The following is a 21,904-nucleotide window of genomic DNA, read 5'->3' as shown; positions in this document are numbered from 1 at the left end:
TTGTCTACGGGTGATGTCACCGGTCGGCGCCTCCAGCTTGAGGACGTCCGCACCCAGCCAGGCCAGCAGCTGGGTCGCCGAGGGACCGGACTGCACATGTGTCATGTCGAGGACTCGGATGCCTTCAAGAGCCTTCGTAGTCACAGGTCACCTCACTTGTCCGTTGCTTCCAGCGCCCTGGCGTCACAGGTCCTGAGCCCTGCTCGGCACATTGCATACAGTCGACGGATACTGTATGAAGATTGTTATCCCGCATCCGATGGGTGATGTCCAGGGGGCGTGCAGCACTTTTAAGACAGGAGCCTGATGATGGACCTGTATGAGCACCAGGCGCGGGCACTCTTCGAAGAGCACGGCATCGTGGTGCCGCGGGCCGAGGTCACCGACTCACCCAAGGAGGCGCGCGAGATCGCCCGCCGACTGGGTGGCAATGTGGTGGTAAAGGCCCAGGTGAAGATCGGCGGGCGCGGCAAGGCGGGTGGGGTGAAAGTCGCCGCGGACCCGGCCGCGGCCGAGCTGACGGCACGTCAGATCCTCGGAATGGACATCAAGGGTCACACGGTTCGCACCGTGATGCTGGCCCAACTCGTGGACGTCGAGAGCGAGTTCTACGTCTCCTACGTCCTCGACAGGGCCGCCGGACAATTCGTCGCGATTGCCTCCGCCGAGGGCGGCATGGAGATCGAAAAGGTGGCTGCGACCAGGCCAGAAGCGGTAGCGCGCATTCCGATCGACCCCGCCGAAGGCGTCACGTCCGCAAAGGCGACCGAAATTATCCAGGTAGCAGGCCTACCACCACAGGCGGTTGACGTGCTGGTTCGGCTGTGGCAGGTGCTGACGCGCGAGGACGCCGTCCTCGTCGAGGTGAACCCCCTCGTCCGTACGGCCAAGGGGCAGATCCTGGCCCTGGACGGCAAGGTCACCCTCGACGACAACGCCCGTTTTCGGCAGGCGCGGTGGGGCGAGAAGGACACCGAGCACGACGATCCGCTGGAGGCGGCGGCCGCCGCCAAGGGCCTCAACTACGTCAAGCTGGACGGCGAGGTCGGAGTCATCGGCAACGGCGCGGGGCTGGTCATGTCGACGCTCGACGTGGTCGCCGGCTGCGGCGCCCGCCCGGCCAACTTCCTCGACATCGGCGGCGGAGCCTCCGCCCAGATCATGGCCGACGGCCTGTCCGTGATCCTCTCCGACCCGGACGTGAAGTCCGTCTTCGTCAACGTCTTCGGCGGGATCACCGCCTGCGACGCGGTCGCCGACGGCATCGTGCAGGCCCTGGAAACCGTCCGGCTGACCAAGCCGCTGGTGGTCCGGCTCGACGGCAACAACGCCGTCCGCGGTCGCGCCATCCTCGACGACCGCGCGCACCCCCTGGTGCAGCAGGCCACCACCATGGACGGCGCCGCGCGCCGTGCCGCCCAACTCGCCAACGCCGCCTGAAGGAAGTGGACATGGCCATCTTTCTCACCAAGGAATCCAAGGTCCTCGTCCAGGGCATGACCGGCGCCGAGGGCATGAAGCACACCCGGCGGATGCTCGCGGCCGGCACCGATGTCGTCGGCGGCGTCAACCCGCGCAAGGCGGGCCGGACCGTCGACTTCGACGACCGCGCCGTCCCGGTGTTCGGGTCGGTGCGCGAAGGCATCGAGGCGACCGGAGCGGACGTGAGTGTCGTCTTCGTTCCACCGGCCTTCGCCAAAGCCGCCGTGCTGGAGGCCGCCGACGCCGGGATCGGACTCGCCGTCGTCATCACCGAGGGCATCCCGGTCCACGACTCCGTGGTCTTCAACGCGTACGCCGCCACCAAGGGCACGCGCGTCATCGGCCCCAACTGCCCGGGCCTGATCAGCCCCGGCGAGTCGAACGCGGGCATCATCCCCGCCGACATCACCAAGCCCGGCCGTATCGGCCTGGTCTCCAAGTCCGGCACTCTCACCTATCAGCTCATGTACGAGCTGAGAGACATCGGCTTCTCGACCTGTGTCGGCATCGGCGGCGACCCCGTCGTCGGCACCACCCACATCGACTGCCTGGCGGCCTTCCAGGAAGACCCCGACACCGAACTGATCGTTCTCATCGGGGAGATCGGCGGCGACGCCGAGGAACGGGCGGCCGCGTACATCCGCGACCACATCACCAAGCCCGTCGTCGGCTACATCGCCGGATTCACCGCCCCTGAAGGAAAGACCATGGGGCACGCGGGCGCCATCGTCTCCGGTTCGTCGGGCACCGCCCAGGCGAAGAAGAAGGCCCTGGAGGCGGTCGGAGTGCGCGTGGGCGGCACCCCGACCGAGACGGCGCGGCTGGTGCTCAACCAGCTCGAAACGGAACGTGACGTCACTCATAGTTGACGTGAGGTGACTGCCGGAGACATCGCGGCCTCACTACGTTCCTCCGTACGGACACAGCTGCCTCACAGCCACTCCGTACGTACGCGACACCTGCTCGCGCGGGTCTGAGCTTTCTGCGGTTCGGCAGAAGCCGGGCCCCCCGCCCCCGACTGTGCACCGAGAGCGGAGACATCCAATGACCACCACCCTCGACACCACCAACCTCGTCCTGAAGTCCGGTACATCCTGGGCCGACGCCTGGCAGCGCTGCCTCCAGGTGGCGCCGGAGGCGTTCCGGGACGACCGGGTTCTCAACCTCTGGGGCTCCGCCTGGCAGGCGGACGGCCGGGCGCTGCCCGCCACCAGCCCCGTCGACGGCAGCCCCATCGCGGGCCCGCCGCGTCTGGACGGCGCCACCGCCCAGCAGGCCGTACGCGCCTCACTCGACCAGCACCGCGCCTGGCGCCACGTTCCACTCGCGGAGCGCCGGGCCCGCGTCGCGGCGACCCTCGACGCGCTGACCGAGCACCGCGAACTGCTCGCCCTTCTGCTGGTCTGGGAGATAGGCAAGCCCTGGCGGCTCGCCCAGGCCGATGTGGACCGGGCCATCGACGGCGTGCGCTGGTACGTCGACGGCATCGAGCCCATGGTGCAAGGCCGGACCCCGCTGGACGGGCCCGTGTCCAACATCGCGAGCTGGAACTACCCGATGAGCGTGCTCGTTCACGCAATGCTGGTACAGGCACTGGCAGGCAACGCGGTCATCGCCAAGACCCCGACCGACGGCGGCGTCGCCTGTCTCACCCTGGCCAGCGCGCTCGCCGCCCGCGAAGGGATCCCCGTCACCCTCGTCAGCGGCAGCGGAGGCGAGCTGTCCGAGGCCCTCGTCCGCGCGCCCGAGATCGGCTGCGTCTCCTTCGTCGGCGGCCGCGACACGGGCGCCGCGGTGGCCACCGCCGTCGCCGACCTGGGCAAGCGACACGTACTGGAACAGGAGGGGCTGAACACCTGGGGCATCTGGAACCACACGGACTGGGACGCACTGACCGCGGTCATCCCCAAGCTCTTCGACTACGGCAAGCAGCGCTGCACCGCCTACCCGCGCTTCGTCGTCCAGCGGACCCTGTTCGACGAGTTCCTGGACGCCTACCTCCCGGCGGTCCGCACCCTGCGCATCGGCCACCCGCTCGCGGTGGAGCACCCCGACGACCCGTACCCGTCCCTCGACTTCGGCCCCGTGATCAACGCTGCCAAGGCCAAGGACCTGCACGACCAGGTCGCCGAGGCCATCGACCGGGGCGCCGTCCCGCTGCACCGCGGCAACCTGTCCGACGCGCGCTTCCTGCCGGGCCAGGACACCTCGGCGTACGTCCATCCCGTCACGATCCTCAACCCGCCCCCGTCCTCGCCGCTGCACCATGCGGAACCCTTCGGCCCGGTCGACACCATCGTCCTGGTCGACACCGAGGCCGAGCTGCTCGCCGCCATGAACGCGTCCAACGGCGCGCTGGTGGCCACCCTGTCGACGGACGACAAGTCCACGTACGACCGGCTGGCACCGCAGATCCGGGCGTTCAAGGTCGGTCACGGCAAGCCCCGTTCCCGCGGCGACCGCGACGAGCTCTTCGGCGGCTTCGGCGCGTCGTGGCGCGGCGCGTTCGTGGGCGGGGAACTGTTGGTGCGCGCGGTGACGCAGGGACCGGCGGGCGAGCGGCTGCCGGGCAACTTCCCCGACTACCACCTCATGCCGTGAGCTGAGGACGGTGCGGGCGGCGTCCAGGATCTGGGCGCCGCCCGCCGTCTCCCGCGTAGTCCCCGGGTCGCCCACTGTGAGCCTCGTAAGGCACCTCCACCTGGGCCCGCGTACCCGCCCCGACAGCCCGGATATGCAGGTGAAAGGCGCTCCGAAACCTTGGTATTGTTGTGCATGTCGCCGCGGGGAACACCCCCGTCCAGGCGGCAGACACCTAGTCCGGGTGGCGGAATGGCAGACGCGCTAGCTTGAGGTGCTAGTGCCCTTTATCGGGCGTGGGGGTTCAAGTCCCCCCTCGGACACAGAACAGATACACAGCTACAGATCACATCCCAGCCTGTGCGGGTCGAGCGAAGCTCGGCTCGCACAGGCTGTTTTCCGGGGATACGACCGATCCCGCTCGTCCTGCGGCCAGGACGAGCGGGCAGGTGAGGCGCGGCCGGTAGCGCCGGGCATCACCCGCCGGCGAACGACCTCAGGGCTTGTCCACCGCCGACGCCCAGTCGAAGTTCACGCCCATCTGGGCGTACATGGTCGAGTATCCGACGAAGCAGTTGAACTTCTCGACCTTGCCGTTGTGCAGGTACCAGAAGTCGGCAGTCGGCGCGTCGACCCTCGCGCCGGTCGGCTTGACGGTGCCTGCCGGCGACTGCAGCGGCCCTTCGAACGTGCCCTGGATCGACAGCTCGATACTGACCACGTCACCGTTCACGGTGATGCGCTTGAGGTCACGGTGGACATCGGGGAAGAGGTTTGCCATGTAGGTCGGAACGCCTCCGAGTGCCTCACCCCGATAGGACTGGCCGGCGACCACGTCGTTGAAGACGCCGTCCTTGGCGAAACTGTTGACGAACGTGTCGACGTCCAGGCTGTCGCCCTCCGCCACGTGGTACGCGCGCAGGACGACTGCGAGGTTGGCCCGCTCCTTCTTGGTCAGGTGGCGGTCCGTGAGCGGCAGCTTCGACAGGTCGCCGGGACTCAGGTCCGCGCGGTCTGCCGCGCTGCTGACGGCAGGGCTTGCGGCCTGTGTCGGCGCAGCGGCGATGGAAAGACCGCCCAGGATCGCTATCGCGGCCGTGGCGGTGATCGTCTTCCGGCTGAGCAACTTCATGTCGTGTTCCTCCAGGTTGGTTCTCAGGATCTGAGACCCGTCGCAACGGTCCCTCGCGCTTCCTTGATAAATCAAACGCTCGCTTTAATTTATGAACGGTAGTGAAGGATGTCAAGCAGATGTTTGAGTTGTCTGGTGGCGGGCGTGCTCACCCCTGGGGCTGGATCCGGTCGAGTCCAGTCGCGATCCACGGGACGGCTGTTTGACAATGAAGTCAAGCATCTGCTTGAGTTCATGCTGTGATGCGGGAGGAAAAGACGGACCTGCGCCGAGAGGCCGGTCAGCGCACGCGGGACGGTCTGCAGACGGCCGCCCTGGAGTTGCTCGCGCAGCGAGGCCAGGAGGGCGTGACACTCCGCGAGATCACAGCTCGCGCCGGAGCCAACGTCGCAGCGGTGAGTTACCACTTCGGGTCGCTGAAGGCACTGTGCGACTCGGCGATCGAGCACGCGTTGGAACGGTATCTGGACGCGCAGATCCTGGCACTCGGTTCCCTTGGCTCCACTTCGACACTGCAGGAGGTGGCGGGAGCCTTCGCCGGGCCGATGGTGCGCGCGCTGGCGGCCGGTGGACAGGACCTGGCGGTGATGCGGACTGTCGCGCGCGTCGGCATCGATCCGCCCCAGGGGTGGGAGCGGCTGACCGGCAAGTTCGACCAGAGCCGCCGGGAGGCCCTCCGGGTGCTGACACCCAACCTTCCCGGAGTCGACGAGCAGGAGCTGATCTTCCGTACGCGATGTGCGGCCGGCCTGCTGAACTGGCTCGCGCTCGCACCCATCGGCGTCGAGCTGGCCGCCATGTCCGCCGAGCAGATCGAGCGACAGCTGGTACCCGTGGTGGCCGGGGCGTTCCGCGGGGACTCCTCCGTCGCCCGCTGACCAGGCCGAAGGCCACCGGAATCCCAACAACTCAAGCGCGTGCTCGGGGCGAGCGCGGCCTCGGCTCGAACAAGCTCTTTTCCGGGTTCGCGTACGTCAGTTTCTGACCAGCAACTGGAAGTCGAACGCGTACCGCGACGCACGGTAGATGTGCGTCCCGTACTCGACCGGACGGCCCGTGTCGTCGTACGCCGTGCGCTGCATGGTGAGCAGTGCCGCCCCCTCCTTCTCGTCGAGGCGGGCGGCCTCCTCGGCGGTGGCCGAGCGGGCGCCGACGGTCTGGCGGGCGCTGTGCAGGGTGATGCCGGCGGTGCGCATCATCCGGTACAGGCCGGTCGACTCCAGCCGGGTGGCGTCGAGTTCGAGCAGATTCGCGGGCAGGTAGTTGCAGAGGAAGGCCATGGGCTGGCCGTGCGTGGCGCGCAGCCGCTCCAGGAGCGTGACCTCGCTGCCCTCCGCGACGCCGAGGGCGGCCGCGACATCGGCGGTCGCGGGCACGCCCTCGTTGCGCACCACCTGCGTGGATGGGCCCTGCCCTGCCGACTCCAGGTCGTCGTAGAGACTGCTGAGTTCCAGTGGCCGCTTGACCTGGCTGTGCACCACCTGCGTACCGACCCCGCGCCGGCGCACCAACAGGCCCTTGTCGACGAGGGACTGGATCGCCTGGCGGACCGTGGGCCGGGACAGGCCCAGGCGCACGGAGAGATCGACCTCGTTGCCCAGGAGATTTCCCGGGGCGAGGGACCCGTGCTCTATCGCCGCCTCCAGTTGCTGCGCGAGCTGGTAGTACAACGGCACCGGACTGCTGCGGTTCAGGGCGAAGTTCACGGCGTCGAGCGCGGGGGCGGTCACGGCACGGGAGCGGTCACGGGTCGCGGCCACGGGGGCTCCTCCTCTCGGATCGTCGGCACGGGTCAGGAGTGGCTGGGGAAACCGAGGTTGATCCCGGCGTCGGACGGGTCCGGCCAGCGCGTGGTGATCACCTTGCCCTGGGTGTAGAAGGCGACGCCGTCGTTGCCGTACACATGCAGGTCGCCGAAGAGGGAGTCCTTCCAGCCGCCGAAGGAGTGGTAGCCGACGGGGACCGGGATCGGCACGTTCACGCCGACCATGCCCGCCTTGACCTCCAGCTGGAAGCGCCGGGCGGCGCCGCCGTCCCGGGTGAAGATCGCGGTGCCGTTGCCCCAACGGGAGTCGTTGATCAGCTTGATGGCCTCGTCGTACGACTCCGCGCGGACCACGACCAGCACCGGGCCGAAGATCTCGTCGCGGTACGCGTCCGCCGTCAGCGGCACCTTGTCCAGGAGGGAGACGCCGAGGAAGAAGCCCTCCTCGTGGCCGTCGACCGAGCAGCCGGTGCCGTCGACGACGACCTCGGCGCCCTGCTCGGCGGCCGACGCGACGTACGACGCGACCTTGTCGCGGTGCTCGCGCGTGATGAGCGGGCCCATCTCGCTCGCCGGGTCGTTGCCGGGGCCGATGCGCAGCTTTCCGGCGCGCTCGGCGATCTTGGCCACCAGCTCGTCACCCGTGTCGCCCACCGCGACCACGACCGACACGGCCATGCAGCGCTCGCCCGCCGAACCGTACGCCGCGTTGATCGCCTGGTCGGCCGCGAAGTCCAGGTCCGCGTCCGGCAGGACCAGCATGTGGTTCTTGGCGCCGCCCAGGGCCTGCACGCGCTTTCCGTGCTCAACTGCCTTGAGCTGGATGTACTTGGCGATCGGGGTCGAGCCGACGAAGGAGACCGCCTCGATGTCCGGGTGCTCCAGGATGCGGTCGACGGCCACCTTGTCGCCCTGTACGACGTTCAGTACACCGTCCGGCAGGCCCGCCTCGGAGGCGAGTTCGGCCAGCCGGAAGGACGCCGACGGGTCTTTCTCGCTGGGCTTCAGCACGAAGGTGTTGCCGCATGCGATGGCGATCGGGAACATCCACATCGGCACCATGGCCGGGAAGTTGAACGGCGTGATGCCCGCGACGACGCCCAACGGCTGGCGGATCGAGGCGACATCGACGCGGGTCGAGACCTGCGTGGACAGTTCACCCTTCAGCTGCACGCTGATCCCGCAGGCCAGCTCCACGATCTCCATGCCGCGCGCGACCTCGCCGAGCGCGTCCGAGTGGACCTTGCCGTGCTCGGCGGTGATCAGCTCGGCGATCTCGTCGCGGTGCGCGTCCAGCAGCTCGCGGTACTTGAACAGGATCGCCGTGCGCTTGGCGATCGAGGCCGTGCCCCAGCTCTCGAACGCGGCCTTCGCGGAGGCCACGGCGGCGTCCACCTCATCCACGGTCGCGAAGGCGGCCTGCTTCTCCTGTGCGCCGGTGGCCGGGTTGTATACGGGTCCGAATCGGCCGGACGTGCCCTCGACGGGCTTGCCGTCGATCCAGTGGGTGATCGTCTTCATGGTGCAAGGGCCTTTCGGGGGAGGGGAGTTCAGAGGTGGTGGCGGCGGTCGGCGACCTTGCGGTCGTAGGCCGAGCGGGCCGTCGTCGCGGCCTCGCGGGACGCGACCTGGGCCACGGGAACGTCCCACCAGGCCTCGGCCGGGGGCGCGGTCGCGGTGACGGTGTCCGTCTCGACGTACACGCACGTCGGCCGGTCCGAGGCGCGGGCGGTAGCAAGGGCCTCGCGCAGTTCGCGCACCGTCTTGGCGCGCAGCACGTCCATGCCGAGGCTCGCCGCGTTGGCGGCGAGGTCGACCGGGAGCGGGGCGCCGGAGAAGGTGCCGTCGGCGGCCCGGTAGCGGTAGGCGGTGCCGAAGCGCTCTCCGCCGACCGACTCGGAGAGGCCGCCGATCGAGGCGTAGCCGTGGTTCTGGATCAGGACCAGGTTGACGGGCAGGCCCTCCTGGACGGCGGTGACGATCTCGGTCGGCATCATCAGGTAGGTGCCGTCGCCGACCAGCGACCAGACGGGCGTGTCAGGGGCGGCCTGCTGGACGCCGATGCCGGCCGGGATCTCGTAGCCCATGCAGGAGTAGCCGTACTCCAGGTGGTACTGGCGGGGGCTGCGCGCCCGCCACAGCTTGTGCAGGTCGCCGGGGAGTGAACCGGCGGCGTTGATCACCACGTCGTCGTCGCCCACGATCGCGTCGAGGGCGCCGAGCACCTGCGTCTGGGTCGGTACGGCGTTCTCGTCGGCGGCGGTGAAAGCGGCGTCAACAACTTGTTCCCAGCGGCCCTTGCCGACGCGGTACTCGGCCTCGTAAGCCGAGTTCACACGGTGGCCGGACAGTGCCTCCGTCAACGCCGTTAGCCCCGCCCTCGCGTCGCAGACCAGCGTCCGCGCGGCCAGCTTGTGGGCGTCGAACGCGGTGATGTTGAGGTTGACGAAGCGGACGTCCGGGTTCTGGAAAAGGGTGCCGGAAGCAGTGGTGAAATCGGTGTAGCGGGTGCCGACGCCGATGACGAGGTCGGCGCCGCGTGCGAGGTCGTCGCTGACCGCCGTGCCGGTGTGGCCGATGCCGCCCAGGTCGGCGGGGTGGTCGTGGCGGAGTGAGCCCTTGCCCGCCTGGGTCGACGCGACCGGGATGCCGGTGGCGTCCACCAGCGCCTTCAGCGCCTCCTCGGCCCGGCTGTGGTGGACCCCGCCGCCCGCCACGATCAGCGGGCGCTCGGCGGCCCGGATCGCCGCCACCGCCTCCGCCAGCTCGAACGGGTCGGGCGCGGGCCGCCGTACGTGCCAGACGCGCTCGGCGAAGAACTCCTCGGGCCAGTCGTATGCCTCGGCCTGAACGTCCTGCGGCAGAGCGAGAGTTACGGCTCCGGTCTCCACCGGGTCGGCGAGCACGCGCATGGCGTTCAGGGCGGACGGGATCAGAGCCTCGGGGCGCGTGATCCGGTCGAAGTAGCGGGACACCGGGCGCAGCGTGTCGTTGACCGACAGGTCCGCCTCGACCGGGTGCTCCAACTGCTGGAGGAGCGGGTCGGCGGCGCGGGTGGCGAAGTAGTCGCCGGGGAGGAGCAGGACCGGCAGGCGGTTGATCGTGGCCAGCGCGGCACCCGTGACGAGGTTGGTGGCGCCCGGTCCGATGGAGCTGGTGACCGCCTGCGTGGACAGCCGGTCCAGGTGGCGGGCGTAGCCGACCGCCGCGTGCACCATGGCCTGCTCGTTGCGGCCCTGGTGGTACGGCATCGCCTCCTCGCCCGCCTCCAGGAGCGCCTGGCCGATGCCTGCCACATTCCCGTGCCCGAAGATGCCCCAGGTACCGGCGATCAGCCGGTGCCGCACGCCGTCGCGCTCGGTGTACTGGACCGACAGGAAGCGCACCAGGGCCTGGGCGACGGTCAGACGGCGGGTGGGGGTGCTCATCAGGACTTCTCCGGTGCCGTGTAGAGGGGGAGGCGGGGGTCGACGGGCTGCTGCGGCCAGGTGGAGCGGACCCAGGCGTGATCGGGGTGGTCGCAGATCAGCCAGGAGCGGTCGTCCTCGGGGCCCGCCATGACGTTGAGGTAGTACATGTGGTGGCCGGGCACCGCCATCGAGGGCCCGTGCCAGCCGTCGGGGATCAACACGACGTCTCCGCCGCGCACTTCGGCCAGAACGTCCGTGTTACGGCCCTGCCCGGACGGGGAGACGCGCTGGTAGCCGAGGCCGGGCGTGCCCTCGTGGTCGGCGAACTCGAAGTAGTAGATCTCCTCAAGGACGGACTCCTCGCCGGGGCGGTGCTCGTCGTGCTTGTGCGGAGGGAACGACGACCAGTTGCCGCCCGGGGTGATCACCTCGACGGCGATCAGCTTGTCGCACTCGAAGACCCCTGCGGCCCCGAAGTTGTTGACCTGACGCGAGCTGTTGCCGGTGCCGCGCAGCTCCACCGGCACCGACGAGGCGGGGCCGTAACGGGCGGGCAGGCGGCGGGTGCAGCGCGCGCCGGTGAGGGCGAAGCGTCCGCCGCCGGTCGACGAGATCGTCGTACGGGCATCGCGTGGGACGTACGCGAAGTCGCTGACGGCGGTGAACACGCTCTTCCGGCCGTGGAGTTGGAAGGTCTCGTGACCGAAGTCGTCGTCGGTGGCGACGGTGCAGGCGCCGCTCAGCGGCAGCACGATCCACTCGCTGTCGCCGGTGTCGAAGGTGTGCCCGCCGCCCGGCGGCAGTTCCAGGACGCGCAGGCTGGAGTAGCCCCAGTCGGCGGACTCGGGGCTGACGTCCACGACGTAGGGGCCACCCAGGGCCTTTCCGGCGGGAAGGTGATACGCACTGGTCATTGTGTGCCTCCGGTTCACAACAGACTCACGGCCGTGTCCACCGCCGTCTCCACGCTGCCCTCGGCGGGGTACAGCAGGGAGCGGCCGACGACCATGCCCTGGACGGTGGGCAGGCGCAGCGCCTTGCGCCAGCGTTCGTACGCGCCTTCCTGGTCGTCCCCGACCTCACCGCCGAGGAGGACGGCGGGCAGGGTCGACGTCTCCAGGACCTCGGCCATGTCGTCCGGGTCGTGGGTGACGGGGAGCTTCAGCCAGGTGTAGGCGGAGGTGCCGCCCAGGCCCGAGGCGATGGCGATCGAGCGGATGACGGCCTCGGCGGACAGGTCGTTGCGGACCGCGCCGTCGATCCGGCGGGAGATGAACGGCTCGACGAACAGGGGGAGTTGAGCCGCCGCCATGTCGTCTATGGCGCGCGCGGTGGATTCCAGGGTGGTCAGCGAGCCCGGGTCGGCGTAGTCGATACGGAGCAGCAGCTTGCCCGCGTCGAAGCGGAGCCGGGCGATGTCCTGGGCGCGGTGGCCGGTGAACCGGTCGTCCATCTCGAAGGTGGCGCCGGCCAGGCCGCCGCGGTTCATCGAGCCCATCACGACCTTGCCGTCGAGGACGCCGAGCAGGAGCAGGTCCTCCAGTATGTCGGCGGTGGCCAGCACCCCGTCGACGCCCGGCCGCGACAGCGCGACGCAAAGGCGCTCCAGCAGGGCGGCCCGGTTCGCCATGGCGCTTCGGCGGTCGCCGACACCGAGGGCGCCGCGCGCCGGATGGTCGGCGGCCACGATCATCAGCCGGCCGCTGTCACCGAGCAGTGGGCGGCGCACCCGGCGGGCGGCCGCCTCGGCGACGGCCTCCGGATGCCGGGCCCTGACCGTGACCAGGTCGGCGATGCTGATGCTCAAGAGAAGCTCCGTTCAAGGGTGGCTCGGTCGGCCGCGTACTCCACGGCGTGCTCAGCCGCTCACTCGGGCGCCAACTCCGGCGCTTGCTTCGGCGCTCACGAGGAGATCCTCGACCTCGGACCCGGTCGGCATCGCGGAGGAGCAGGCGAGCCGGGAGGCGACGAGGGCGCCGGCCGCGTTGGCGTACCGCATGGTTGTCTCCAACTCCCAGCCGGACAGCAGCCCGTGGCACAGCGAGCCGCCGAACGCGTCGCCCGCACCGAGGCCGTTGAGCACCTCGACCGGGACCGGTGGCGCCTCGGCGGTCCTGCCGTCGCGGTGCATGGCCAGGACGCCCTTGGGACCCTGCTTGACGACTGCGAGTTCGACGCCCGCGTCGAGCAGTGCCTGGGCGCAGGCGCGCGGTTCGCGGACGCCGGTGGCGATTTCGCACTCGTCGAGGTTGCCCACCGCGACCGTCGTATGACGCAGCGCTTCGGCGTAGTACGGGCGAGCCTCCTCCGGGTCCCGCCAGAACATCGGGCGCCAGTCGAGGTCGAAGACGGTGATGCCCGCCCTGTCGCGCGCCTTGAGGGCGGCGAGCGTGGCGGAGCGGCTCGGCTCCTCGCTCAGACCGGTGCCGGTGATCCAGAAGACGCGGGCCTTCCGGATCGCGAAGTAGTCCAGCTCGTCGGTGCGGATCTCCAGGTCGGGAGCCTTGGGCTGCCGGTAGAAGTACAGCGGGAAGTCGTCCGGCGGGAAGATTTCGCAGAATGTGACCGGGGTTGGGTGGTCGGCGACCGGCGTGACCCAGCGATCGTCCACGCCGAACTCCCTGAGCGCCTCGTGCAGATAGGTGCCGAAGGGGTCGTCGCCGGTGCGGGTGATCACCGCGGTGCTGCGGCCGAGCCGGGCGGCCGCGACCGCCACGTTGGTGGCCGAACCGCCGAGGAATTTGCCAAAGGTCTCCACGCGCTCCAGGGGCACGCCTGTCTGCAGCGGGTAGAGATCCACCCCGATGCGGCCCATCGTGATCAGATCGAAGGACTGGGCTGACTCGGCCATGCGCGACGCTCCTCGATCGAGCTGCGGGGGTGTGCGGGTCCCAGCGGGCCTGCCGCTTACCAGGTGTAGGACTCGGAGGGGTGCGCTGTCAATAGTTTGTACTTACATTCGGACCTGATCGTGAAATGATGTCTTAACAAAGTATTGACAGCGGACGCGCCCAGGGATTGGATTCCGTCCCAACACGACAGCCGCTTTTCGTAGCGCAAGACCCGGAATCTCCGCAGATCCCGGGCCCCGGATCCTTGTGATCCCTGCTCCCTTTCTTCCGTAGCACAGTGAGGTGCAGGAAAGATGGACCGCTCTTCTCAGACCCGCTTCCGCAGAATGGCCCCCTTCGTAGCCGTGGCCGCGGCAGCGGCCCTGACCCTCGCTGGTTGCTCCAGCAGCTCGGGCGGCAAGAAGGCCGAGGAGAGCGCCGACGGCGCCTCCGCGGGCAAGGCCACCACGCCGCGGATGACGGTCGCCCTGGTCACGCACCAGGCACCCGGTGACACGTTCTGGGACATCGTCCGCAAGGGCGCCGAGGCAGCCGCCGCCAAGGACAACATCAAGCTCATCTACTCGGCGGACCCGAACGCGGGCAACCAGGCCAACCTGGTCCAGAACGCCATCGACCAGAAGGTCGACGGCATCGCGATCACCCTCGCCAAGCCCGACGCGATGAAGGACGTCCTTAGCAAGGCCAAGTCCGCGAACATACCCGTGGTCGGCCTCAACTCCGGTGTCAGCGACTGGAAGAGCCTCGGACTGCTGGAGTTCTTCGGCCAGGACGAGACCGTCGCCGGCGAGGCGCTCGGCAGCAAGCTGAACTCGGAAGGCGCCAAGAAGGTCGTCTGTGTCATCCAGGAGCAGGGCAACATCGGTCTGACCCAGCGCTGCGACGGCGTGAAGAAGACGTTCAGCGGAACCACCGAGACACTGAACGTCAACGGCACCGACATGCCGTCCGTGAAGTCGACCATCACCGCCAAGCTCACGCAGGACAAGGCCATCGACTACGTGGTCACGCTCGGCGCCCCGTTCGCGCTGACCGCCGTGCAGTCGGTGTCCGACGCGGGCAGCAAGGCGAAGATCGCCACCTTCGACCTGAACAAGGACCTGACGAGCGCCATCAGCAAGGGCACCATCGAGTTCGCCGTGGACCAGCAGCCGTACCTCCAGGGCTACTTGGCCGTGGACTCGCTGTGGCTCTACAAGAACAACGGCAACTACAGCGGCGGCGGTGAGCAGCCCGTGCTGACCGGACCGGCCTTCGTCGACAAGACCAACGTCGAGAGCGTCGCCAAGTTCGCCGCCAACGGAACCCGGTGATGAGCATGACCCAGCATGCCGAGCCGGCGGTGACCTCACCGCCGGCCTCCGGCCCGCAGCAGACCGACGGCCGGACCACCCAACGCCCCCTGGCACTCAGGTTGTTGGCCCGCCCCGAGGTCGGCGTCTTCCTCGGCGCCGCCGCGGTCTACGTGTTCTTCCTGATCTCGGCGCCGCCGGTGCGCGAGGCCGGCTCCATGGCGAACGTCCTCTACGGGTCGTCGACCATCGGCATCATGGCGCTGCCGGTGGCTCTGCTGATGATCGGCGGGGAGTTCGACCTGTCGGCCGGTGTCGCCGTGATCACCTCCGCGCTCACCGCGAGCATGCTCAGCTACCAACTGACCATGAACGTATGGGTCGGTGTGATCGCCGCGCTGGTCGTGTCGCTGGGGATCGGCTTCCTCAACGGCTGGCTGGTGGTCAAGACCGGGCTGCCCAGCTTCCTCGTCACCCTGGGCAGCTTCCTGATCCTGCAAGGTGTCAACCTGGCGGTCACCAAGCTGGTCACCGGCAATGTGGCGACCGACGACATCAGCACCATGGACGGCTTCGACCAGGCCAAGAAGGTCTTCGCGTCGAGTTTCGACATCGGCGGCGTCCAGGTGAAGATCACCATCGTGTGGTGGCTGGTCTTCGCGGCCATCGCCACCTGGGTGCTGCTGCGCACCAAGTACGGCAACTGGGTCTTCGCGGTCGGCGGCAACAAGGAGTCCGCGCGGGCCGTCGGTGTTCCGGTGGCCTTCACCAAGATCTCGCTGTTCATGCTGGTCGGCTTCGGCGCCTGGTTCATCGGCATGCACCAGTTGTTCTCCTTCAACACCGTGCAGTCGGGCGAGGGAGTCGGCCAGGAGCTGATCTACATCTCCGCGGCGGTGATCGGCGGTTGCCTGCTGACCGGCGGCGCGGGCTCCGCGATCGGCCCGGTCTTCGGCGCGTTCATGTTCGGCATGGTGCAGCAGGGCATCGTCTACGCCGGCTGGAACCCCGACTGGTTCAAGGCGTTCCTCGGCGTGATGCTGCTCGGCGCCGTAATGATCAATCTGTGGGTCCAGCGCACAGCGACCCGGAGGTGACCCCTATGACAAGCAATGGAACCGGCACCCATGGCGCCATCCTCAAGGACACCGTCCCCCAGGGCGAAGCCCCTCTCGTGGAGCTGCGCAACGCGGGCAAGTCGTACGGCAACATCCGCGCCCTGCACGGCGTAGACCTCACCGTCCGCCCCAGCCAGGTCACCTGCGTCCTTGGCGACAACGGCGCCGGCAAGTCCACCCTCATCAAAATCATCTCGGGGCTGCACCAGCACACCGAGGGCGAGTTCCTCGTCGACGGCGAACCGGTGCACTTCTCGACCCCGCGCCAGGCCCTCGACCGCGGCATCGCCACCGTCTACCAGGACCTGGCCACCGTCCCGTTGATGCCGGTGTGGCGCAACTTCTTCCTCGGCTCCGAGATGACCAAGGGCCCCTGGCCGATCCGCCGCCTCGACATCGAGAGGATGAAGAAGACGGCGGACGAAGAGCTGCGCAACATGGGCATCATCCTGGACGACCTGGAACAGCCCATCGGCACACTCTCCGGCGGCCAGCGCCAGTGCGTCGCCATCGCCCGCGCCGTCTACTTCGGCGCCCGCGTGCTGATCCTGGACGAGCCGACGGCCGCGCTCGGCGTCAAGCAGTCCGGCGTCGTGCTGAAGTACATCGCCGCCGCCCGCGACCGCGGCCTCGGCGTCATCTTCATCACCCACAACCCGCACCACGCCTACATGGTCGGCGACCACTTCAGCGTGCTGCGTCTCGGCACCCTCGAACTCAGTGCGGAGCGCAACGAGATCACCCTCGACGAACTGACCAACCACATGGCCGGCGGCACCGAACTCGTAGCCCTGAAGAACGAGTTGGCCCAGGTCCGCGGTGTCGACGTGGAGGGTCTCCCCGGGGAGAGGGACCTCAAGGCTCCGGTGACCGCTCCGGCTACCGCTTCGCCCGAAGGGACCTCCTGACATGCCCGACCGCCCCCTTCTGGACCGCATCCGGGTGGGCTCCGCCCCCGACTCCTGGGGCGTCTGGTTCCCTGACGACCCCCAACAGGTGCCGTGGCAGCGCTTCCTGGACGAGGTCGCCGAGGCCGGCTACTCCTGGATCGAGCTGGGCCCGTACGGCTATCTGCCGAGCGACCCGGCCCTGCTCACCGACGAGATCGCCAAGCGCGACCTGTTGGTCTCCGCGGGCACGGTCTTCACCGGCCTGCACCGCGGCCCCTCCGTCTGGGACGCCACCTGGGAGCACGTCAGCCAGGTCGCCGCGCTCACCCAGGCGATGGGCGCGCGGCATCTGGTCGTCATCCCCTCCTTCTGGCGGGATGACAAGACCGCCGAGATCCTGGAGCCGCCGGAGCTGACCGGCGCGCAGTGGGCCCACCTCACCAAGGGCATGGAACGTCTCGGGCACGAGGTCAAGGAGACGTACGGCCTCGACATCGTCGTGCATCCGCACGCCGACACCCACATCGACACCGAGGACCACGTCGAGCGCTTCCTCGACTCGACCGACTCCGAACTGGTCAACCTCTGCCTGGACACCGGGCACTACGCCTACTGCGGCGGCGACAGCGTCAAGCTGATCGAGACGTACGCCGAACGCATCGGCTATCTCCACCTCAAGCAGGTCGACCCGGAGATCCTGGCGGACGTAACAGCGAACGAGGTGCCGTTCGGGCCGGCTGTGGCGCGCGGGGTGATGTGCGAACCGCCGTCCGGCGTACCGGAGTTGGAGCCGGTGCTGATCGCGGCACAGCGGCTGGGTGTGGAGCTGTTCGCGATCGTCGAGCAGGACATGTACCCGTGCGAGCCGGACAGGCCGTTCCCCATCGCGGAGCGCACCCGTAAGTTCCTGCGTTCCTGCGGCGCCTGACGACGACGGCGGCGCCGCGTGCACCGGGGTCGGTGTGCGCGGCGCCGCCGTCGTCAGCCCGCTCAGGCCTGCCGTACCTCCTGGACCGTGACGGGGCGGTGCTCGTGCAGGGAAAGTGTGCACGCGTCGGCGATCCAGCCGGCCTCCAGGGCGTCGGCGACCGTGCACGGCGAGGGCCGGGTGCCGGCCACGACCTCGGTGAACGCGGTGAGTTCGGCGCGGTAGGCGGCGGCGAAGCGGTCCATGAAGAAGTCGTACGGGGTGCCCGCCGGGAAGGTCACGCCGGGTTCGACCGAGCGTAGCGGGAGCCTGTCCTCCAGGCCCACGGCGATGGTGTCGTCGAAGCCGTGGATCTCCATGCGGACGTCGTGACCACGGCCGTTGTGGCGGGAGTTGGAGACCACCGCGATGGTGCCGTCGTCCAGGGTGAGGATCGCGCCGGTGGTGTCGGCGTCGCCCGCCTCCTTGATGTACTCGGCGCCCCGGTTGCCGCCCACCGCGTACACCTCGGTCACCTCGTGGCCGGTCACCCAGCGGATGATGTCGAAGTCGTGCACGCTGCAGTCCCGGAAGATGCCCCCGGAGGCGGCGATGTACGCGGCCGGCGGCGGCGCCGGGTCCAGCGTGGTCGACCGTACGGTGTGCAGCTTGCCCAGTTCGCCGGACCGGACAGCGGCGCGCGCGGCCACGAAGCCGGCGTCGAAGCGGCGGTTGTAGCCGATCTGGATCGGCACGTCGCTGCCCCGGACGGCCTTGAGCACCTCGACGCCCTCGCGCATGGTCTTCGCGACGGGCTTCTCGCAGAAGACGGGGACGCCCGCCTCGACCGCGGCGAGGATCAGGCCCGGGTGGGCGTCCGTCGCCGCGGCGATCACGACACCGTCCACCCCGGCGGCCAGCACGGCCTCGGGGGAGTCCGCGACCTCGGCGCCGAACCGGTCGGCGGCCTTCTTCGCGGCCTCCGCGAACGGGTCGGCCACGACGAGGGACTCGACCGCGTCGAGTCCGGAGAGGGTCTCGGCGTGAAAGGCGCCGATGCGGCCGAGGCCGAGGATTCCGATGCGCATGGTCGTGCGGCTCCTTAAAGGCGGTACGAGCGGAGGAGGGGGGAGGTCTGGTCGAGTCCGCCGAACGAGCGGAGGAAGGGGGAGGTCTAGTCGAGTCCGCCGAGCACGTTCTGGTCCCAGTCGATCACCGAACCGGTGACCACCCCGGACCGCTCGGACAGCAGGAACACCACGAAGTCGGCGATCTCGTCCGGCTGGCCGAGCTTGCCCATCGGGAGGCGTTCGGCGGCCTGTTGGAGCCAGTCGTCGCTGGCGCCGTGGAAGGCCCGCTGGGTCGCGTCCTCGCCCTCGGTCGCGGTCCAGCCGATGTTCAGCCCGTTGATCCGGACCCGGTCGAAGCGGTGCGCGTGCGCGGCGTTGCGGGTCAGGCCCATCAGCCCGGCTTTCGCGGCGACGTACGGAGCCAGGAAGGACTGCCCGCCGTGCGCCGAGGACGTGATGATGTTGACGACCGTGCCGGGCGCCTTGCGCGCCACCATGTCGGCCACCACTGTCTGCATCGCGAAGAACGGCGCCTTCAGGTTGATCGCGATGTGCTGGTCGAACAGCTCGGGCGTGGTGTCGAGCAGCGTGCCGCGCGAGGTGAGCCCGGCGGAGTTCACCAGACAGTCCACCCGGCCCTGCGCGGCGATCACCTCGGCCGCGGACGCCTTCGCCTGCTGGGCGTCCGTCAGGTCGGCCCGTACGAACATCGCCTTGCCGCCCGCCTCGGTCAGCTCGGCCACCAGGGCCTCACCGGGCTCGGGACGGCGGCCGGTGACGGCCACCATCGCGCCCTCGCGCACCGCGGCCCGGGCGATCGCGGCGCCCACGCCCTGGCTGCCGCCGTTCACGAGGACGACCTTGTCGTCGAGAAGTCCCACGGTGTTCCTCAGCTCTCGCGTCGCTCGGCACCGGCGCGCAGCTCCTCGCGGAGCGCCTGCGGGGTCCATTCCTCGCGCACCGCACGGCGTACGACGTCGGCCTGCGAGGACGGGGCAAGGCCGTCGACCGGCGGGTCGCTGTCGAGGTTGGTCGGGAAGGGGTAGCCCTCGGCGCAGGCCGCGACGACCGTGTCCAGCCACTCCTCGCCCGCGCCCTCGGCCTTGCGCTTCAGCAGTACGGGAAAGACCGCGTTGGTCACCGCCTCGCGGTCCACCGTCTCCATCGCCCGCCCGAACGCGGAGGACACCTGGAGCAGGTTGGCCATGCGCCGGACGTCCGCCGTGCGGTTGGTGCCGGCCGCGTGGAAGAGCGCGGGGTTGAAGAAGACGGCATCACCCTTGGCGAGGGGGAGTTGGATGTGGTTGGCCTCGAAGTAGGCCTGGAATTGCGGGAGTCGCCACGCCAGATAGCCCGGCTCGTACTTCTGGGAGTGCGGCAGGTACATCGTCGGGCCCGACTCGACCGGCATGTCACAGTGCGCGACCGCCCCTTGGAGCGTGAGCACGGGGGAGAGGCGGTGCACATGAGCCGGGTAGCCGGCGGCGACCTCGTTGGAGAGGAAGCCGAGGTGGTAGTCGCGGTGCACCGTCTGCGCCGCGCCGCCCGGGTGGACGACGTTGACCTGCGAGGTGACCTGGTAGCCGGGGCCGAGCCAGGCGGCCGACGCCAGGGCCAGGATGTCGTTCGCGTAGTAGTCGGCGAACGCCTCGGGGTCTTGGAGGGCGGCCTTCTCCAGGGCGTTCCACACCCGGTCGTTGGCCCCCGGCTTGGCGAAGTGATCCCCGGCGCCCGCGCCCGAGGCACGCTGCTCGGCGATCAGGGCGTCGAAGACGGCGGTCGTATGGTCGACGACCGACGTGTCCGGGAAGGCGCCCTGGAAGACCGCGATGCCGGGCCCCTCGGCGAACGCCCGGACCAGTTCGGCCTGGATGTCGCGGCGCTCGCCGGCCGCCACGGCCTTGCGCAGCCGGTCGCTGTCGTAGACGAGGACGTTCCGTTCCGCCGTGGAGGCGTACGGGAAGTCGGAGAGGCCGGTCGGCTGCTCGACCAGCGCGCGGAAGGCGCCGAGGTCGCAGTCCTGCTCGGAGAGCCGGGCGCGGGGTTCTGCGGAAGTGAAGGACATCGTCGTCCCCTCGGGTCATGGACCGGTGCGGCTCTGTCATTCTTGTCATGACAAACCCTTCGAACAACCAGCAGGAACCCATCAAAAACCCCTCAGGGAGCCGTCGCATGGGCCACCCCTTCCCGATCCGGGAAATCGCACGTCAGGCAGGTCTCAGCGAGGCCACCGTGGACCGGGTCCTGAACGGCAGGGGCGGGGTGCGGGACAGCACCGTGCGTGAGGTCCGGCTGGCCATCGCCGATCTGGACCGGCAGCGCACCCAGGTCAGGCTGGTCGGCCGTACGTTCATGATCGACATCGTGATGCAGACACCGGAGCGGTTCTCCACCGCCGTACAGGCCGCCCTGGAGGCCGAGCTGCCCGACCTGCACCCGGCCGTCGTGCGCTCACGCTTCCACTTCCGCGAGACCGGGCCGGTGGAGGAGCTGGTCAGGACGCTGGACCGGATCGCGCGGCGTGGCTCGCAGGGCGTGATCCTCAAGGCCCCGGACGTGCCGGAGGTGACCGCCGCCGTGGGCCGGCTCGTCGCCGCCGGCATTCCTGTCGTCACCCTGGTGACCGATCTGCCCGCGAGCGCTCGGCTCGCCTACGTCGGCATCGACAACCGGGCGGCGGGCGCGACGGCCGCCTACCTCATGGGCCAGTGGCTCGGTGACCGGCCCGGCAATGTACTGACCAGCCTCAGCAGTGGCTTCTTCCGCAATGAGGAGGAGCGCGAGATGGGCTTCCGGGGCGCGATGCGCGCCCGGCACCCGGAGCGGACCCTCGTCGAGATCGCCGAGGGGCAGGGCCTGGACGCCACCGAGTACGACCTCGTCCGGGCCGCCCTCAAGCGCGACCCGGACATCCGGGCGGTCTACTCGATCGGCGGCGGCAACAACGCGACCCTGCGCGCCTTCGCGGACATGGGCCGCGAGTGCGCCGTGTTCATCGCGCACGACCTCGACCACGACAACACCCTGCTGCTGCGCGAACAACGCCTGTCGGCCGTGCTCCACCACGATCTGCGCCAGGACATGCGCGAGGCCTGCCGCCTCGTGATGCGGGCCCACGACGCCCTGCCGCTCGCCGGCCCGACCCTGCCGTCCGCGATCCAGGTGGTCACGCCCTACAACATGCCTACGACACGGCCACGTTGACCCAGGAGCGGGTCTCCGCCGACCGTGCCCGCCCCGGAGATCCGGGGCATCACGGCCGACGTCAGAGGGTGACCGCTCCGGCCCTGCGCAGTGTCTCGTGCACCGTTCACGTCGTACGGTCGCGGGTTTCGTGGTGTTCGGGTTGTGGCCCTCGCAGGCCAACTTCGGCCGTTGGTGGCTCTTTTCCATCGGTGTGCGGCCG

The 21,904-nt window shown here is 69.3% G+C and carries 20 protein-coding genes and 1 tRNA gene; 10 read left to right on the top strand and 11 right to left on the bottom strand.

The genetic code is table 11. The annotated features are described in order from the left end of the window. Positions 1-144: CoA transferase (locus AB0N66_RS35265; protein ID WP_365442776.1), on the bottom strand; the 144-nt coding region annotated here is incomplete at its 3' end. Between the two features lie 165 nt (positions 145-309). Between AB0N66_RS35265 and sucC the strand changes: the two genes are divergently transcribed. The 4 genes from sucC (at position 310) to AB0N66_RS35245 (ending at position 4,385) form a co-directional block, all read left to right on the top strand. Beyond that, positions 310-1,440, top strand: coding sequence for an ADP-forming succinate--CoA ligase subunit beta (gene sucC, locus AB0N66_RS35260; RefSeq protein WP_365442774.1), 1,131 nt, complete (start codon positions 310-312; stop codon positions 1,438-1,440). A gap of 11 nt (positions 1,441-1,451) precedes the next feature. After that, complete coding sequence (gene sucD, locus AB0N66_RS35255; RefSeq protein WP_365442762.1) at positions 1,452-2,351, top strand: succinate--CoA ligase subunit alpha; 900 nt, start codon at positions 1,452-1,454, stop codon at positions 2,349-2,351. A gap of 175 nt (positions 2,352-2,526) precedes the next feature. Continuing rightward, entirely contained in the window at positions 2,527-4,083 is a 1,557-nt protein-coding gene (locus AB0N66_RS35250; RefSeq protein ID WP_365442760.1) for an aldehyde dehydrogenase family protein, read from the top strand. Positions 4,084-4,300: 217 nt separating this feature from the next. Continuing rightward, positions 4,301-4,385, top strand: a tRNA-Leu gene (locus AB0N66_RS35245). A 173-nt stretch (positions 4,386-4,558) separates the two neighbouring features. Here the strand turns inward: AB0N66_RS35245 and AB0N66_RS35240 are convergent. Then, on the bottom strand, positions 4,559-5,194 hold the full coding sequence (locus AB0N66_RS35240; RefSeq protein WP_365442758.1) for a nuclear transport factor 2 family protein: 636 nt from the start codon (positions 5,192-5,194) through the stop codon (positions 4,559-4,561). Between the two features lie 242 nt (positions 5,195-5,436). On the opposite strand from AB0N66_RS35240, the gene AB0N66_RS35235 reads away from it, so the two are divergent. After that, on the top strand, positions 5,437-6,072 hold the full coding sequence (locus tag AB0N66_RS35235) for a TetR family transcriptional regulator (RefSeq protein ID WP_365442756.1): 636 nt from the start codon (positions 5,437-5,439) through the stop codon (positions 6,070-6,072). A gap of 96 nt (positions 6,073-6,168) precedes the next feature. Here AB0N66_RS35235 and AB0N66_RS35230 read toward each other — a convergent pair whose 3' ends face one another. Genes AB0N66_RS35230 through iolC form a run of 6 tightly spaced genes read right to left on the bottom strand, consistent with a single transcriptional unit; the run spans position 6,169 to position 13,220 of the window. After that, positions 6,169-6,954 carry a GntR family transcriptional regulator gene (locus tag AB0N66_RS35230; RefSeq protein ID WP_365442754.1) on the bottom strand — a complete coding sequence of 262 codons (786 nt, stop codon included), beginning with the start codon at positions 6,952-6,954 and terminating at the stop codon, positions 6,169-6,171. A 32-nt stretch (positions 6,955-6,986) separates the two neighbouring features. Then, positions 6,987-8,480, bottom strand: coding sequence for a CoA-acylating methylmalonate-semialdehyde dehydrogenase (locus tag AB0N66_RS35225; RefSeq protein WP_365442752.1), 1,494 nt, complete (start codon positions 8,478-8,480; stop codon positions 6,987-6,989). 29 nt (positions 8,481-8,509) lie between these two features. Beyond that, positions 8,510-10,387, bottom strand: a complete 1,878-nt coding sequence (iolD, locus tag AB0N66_RS35220) for a 3D-(3,5/4)-trihydroxycyclohexane-1,2-dione acylhydrolase (decyclizing) (protein WP_365442750.1) — start codon at positions 10,385-10,387, stop codon at positions 8,510-8,512. Then, on the bottom strand, positions 10,387-11,283 hold the full coding sequence (gene iolB, locus AB0N66_RS35215; RefSeq protein WP_365442748.1) for a 5-deoxy-glucuronate isomerase: 897 nt from the start codon (positions 11,281-11,283) through the stop codon (positions 10,387-10,389). The genes iolD and iolB overlap by 1 nt, the downstream gene beginning before the upstream one ends. A gap of 14 nt (positions 11,284-11,297) precedes the next feature. Continuing rightward, positions 11,298-12,176: a deoxyribose-phosphate aldolase gene (locus tag AB0N66_RS35210; RefSeq protein ID WP_365442746.1), complete on the bottom strand. Its 879-nt coding sequence runs from the start codon at positions 12,174-12,176 to the stop codon at positions 11,298-11,300. 51 nt (positions 12,177-12,227) lie between these two features. Further along, positions 12,228-13,220 carry a 5-dehydro-2-deoxygluconokinase gene (gene iolC, locus AB0N66_RS35205; protein ID WP_365442744.1) on the bottom strand — a complete coding sequence of 331 codons (993 nt, stop codon included), beginning with the start codon at positions 13,218-13,220 and terminating at the stop codon, positions 12,228-12,230. A 294-nt stretch (positions 13,221-13,514) separates the two neighbouring features. On the opposite strand from iolC, the gene AB0N66_RS35200 reads away from it, so the two are divergent. From AB0N66_RS35200 to AB0N66_RS35185, 4 genes are read left to right on the top strand one after another with little or no spacing between them, the layout of a single operon-like run. Then, positions 13,515-14,534 (top strand): sugar ABC transporter substrate-binding protein, encoded by a 1,020-nt coding sequence (locus AB0N66_RS35200; RefSeq protein WP_365442742.1) that lies wholly within the window; start codon positions 13,515-13,517, stop codon positions 14,532-14,534. After that, on the top strand, positions 14,534-15,610 hold the full coding sequence (locus tag AB0N66_RS35195; protein ID WP_365442740.1) for an ABC transporter permease: 1,077 nt from the start codon (positions 14,534-14,536) through the stop codon (positions 15,608-15,610). Before AB0N66_RS35200 ends, AB0N66_RS35195 begins: the two co-directional genes overlap by 1 nt. Positions 15,611-15,615: 5 nt before the next feature. Continuing rightward, on the top strand, positions 15,616-16,539 hold the full coding sequence (locus tag AB0N66_RS35190; RefSeq protein ID WP_365442738.1) for an ATP-binding cassette domain-containing protein: 924 nt from the start codon (positions 15,616-15,618) through the stop codon (positions 16,537-16,539). Position 16,540: 1 nt separating this feature from the next. Then, positions 16,541-17,449 (top strand): sugar phosphate isomerase/epimerase, encoded by a 909-nt coding sequence (locus AB0N66_RS35185; protein ID WP_365442736.1) that lies wholly within the window; start codon positions 16,541-16,543, stop codon positions 17,447-17,449. Between the two features lie 62 nt (positions 17,450-17,511). Here AB0N66_RS35185 and AB0N66_RS35180 read toward each other — a convergent pair whose 3' ends face one another. The 3 genes from AB0N66_RS35180 to AB0N66_RS35170 all read right to left on the bottom strand — a co-directional run bounded on the left by AB0N66_RS35180 (position 17,512) and on the right by AB0N66_RS35170 (position 20,563). Further along, positions 17,512-18,516, bottom strand: a complete 1,005-nt coding sequence (locus AB0N66_RS35180) for a Gfo/Idh/MocA family oxidoreductase (protein WP_365442734.1) — start codon at positions 18,514-18,516, stop codon at positions 17,512-17,514. A gap of 86 nt (positions 18,517-18,602) precedes the next feature. After that, a complete protein-coding gene (locus AB0N66_RS35175) occupies positions 18,603-19,379 on the bottom strand; it encodes an SDR family oxidoreductase (RefSeq protein WP_365442732.1) in 777 nt (258 codons plus the stop codon). 8 nt (positions 19,380-19,387) lie between these two features. Then, the gene (locus AB0N66_RS35170) at positions 19,388-20,563 is read right to left on the bottom strand and encodes a phytanoyl-CoA dioxygenase family protein (RefSeq protein ID WP_365442730.1); all 1,176 of its coding nucleotides are present in this window, start codon (positions 20,561-20,563) and stop codon (positions 19,388-19,390) included. A 107-nt stretch (positions 20,564-20,670) separates the two neighbouring features. Here AB0N66_RS35170 and AB0N66_RS35165 point away from each other — a divergent pair, with 107 nt between their 5' ends. Next, on the top strand, positions 20,671-21,702 hold the full coding sequence (locus AB0N66_RS35165) for a LacI family DNA-binding transcriptional regulator (RefSeq protein WP_365442728.1): 1,032 nt from the start codon (positions 20,671-20,673) through the stop codon (positions 21,700-21,702). Positions 21,703-21,904 lie beyond the last annotated feature (202 nt).

Source organism: Streptomyces sp. NPDC093544 (assembly GCF_040683495.1).
Classification (GTDB): domain Bacteria; phylum Actinomycetota; class Actinomycetes; order Streptomycetales; family Streptomycetaceae; genus Streptomyces.
This window is presented reverse-complemented; position numbering and strand designations above follow the sequence as displayed.

Bases quoted from the DNA above. Each gene is read 5' to 3' on its own strand.
- sucC (WP_365442774.1), top strand. From the start codon at position 310: ATGGACCTGTATGAGCACCAGGCGCGGGCACTCTTCGAAGAGCACGGC.
- sucD (WP_365442762.1), top strand. From the start codon at position 1,452: ATGGCCATCTTTCTCACCAAGGAATCCAAGGTCCTCGTCCAGGGCATG.
- AB0N66_RS35250 (WP_365442760.1), top strand. From the start codon at position 2,527: ATGACCACCACCCTCGACACCACCAACCTCGTCCTGAAGTCCGGTACA.
- AB0N66_RS35240 (WP_365442758.1), bottom strand. From the start codon at position 5,194: ATGAAGTTGCTCAGCCGGAAGACGATCACCGCCACGGCCGCGATAGCG.
- AB0N66_RS35235 (WP_365442756.1), top strand. From the start codon at position 5,437: ATGCGGGAGGAAAAGACGGACCTGCGCCGAGAGGCCGGTCAGCGCACG.
- AB0N66_RS35225 (WP_365442752.1), bottom strand. From the start codon at position 8,480: ATGAAGACGATCACCCACTGGATCGACGGCAAGCCCGTCGAGGGCACG.
- iolD (WP_365442750.1), bottom strand. From the start codon at position 10,387: ATGAGCACCCCCACCCGCCGTCTGACCGTCGCCCAGGCCCTGGTGCGC.
- iolB (WP_365442748.1), bottom strand. From the start codon at position 11,283: ATGACCAGTGCGTATCACCTTCCCGCCGGAAAGGCCCTGGGTGGCCCC.
- iolC (WP_365442744.1), bottom strand. From the start codon at position 13,220: ATGGCCGAGTCAGCCCAGTCCTTCGATCTGATCACGATGGGCCGCATC.
- AB0N66_RS35200 (WP_365442742.1), top strand. From the start codon at position 13,515: ATGGACCGCTCTTCTCAGACCCGCTTCCGCAGAATGGCCCCCTTCGTA.
- AB0N66_RS35195 (WP_365442740.1), top strand. From the start codon at position 14,534: ATGAGCATGACCCAGCATGCCGAGCCGGCGGTGACCTCACCGCCGGCC.
- AB0N66_RS35190 (WP_365442738.1), top strand. From the start codon at position 15,616: ATGACAAGCAATGGAACCGGCACCCATGGCGCCATCCTCAAGGACACC.
- AB0N66_RS35185 (WP_365442736.1), top strand. From the start codon at position 16,541: ATGCCCGACCGCCCCCTTCTGGACCGCATCCGGGTGGGCTCCGCCCCC.
- AB0N66_RS35180 (WP_365442734.1), bottom strand. From the start codon at position 18,516: ATGCGCATCGGAATCCTCGGCCTCGGCCGCATCGGCGCCTTTCACGCC.
- AB0N66_RS35170 (WP_365442730.1), bottom strand. From the start codon at position 20,563: ATGTCCTTCACTTCCGCAGAACCCCGCGCCCGGCTCTCCGAGCAGGAC.
- AB0N66_RS35165 (WP_365442728.1), top strand. From the start codon at position 20,671: ATGGGCCACCCCTTCCCGATCCGGGAAATCGCACGTCAGGCAGGTCTC.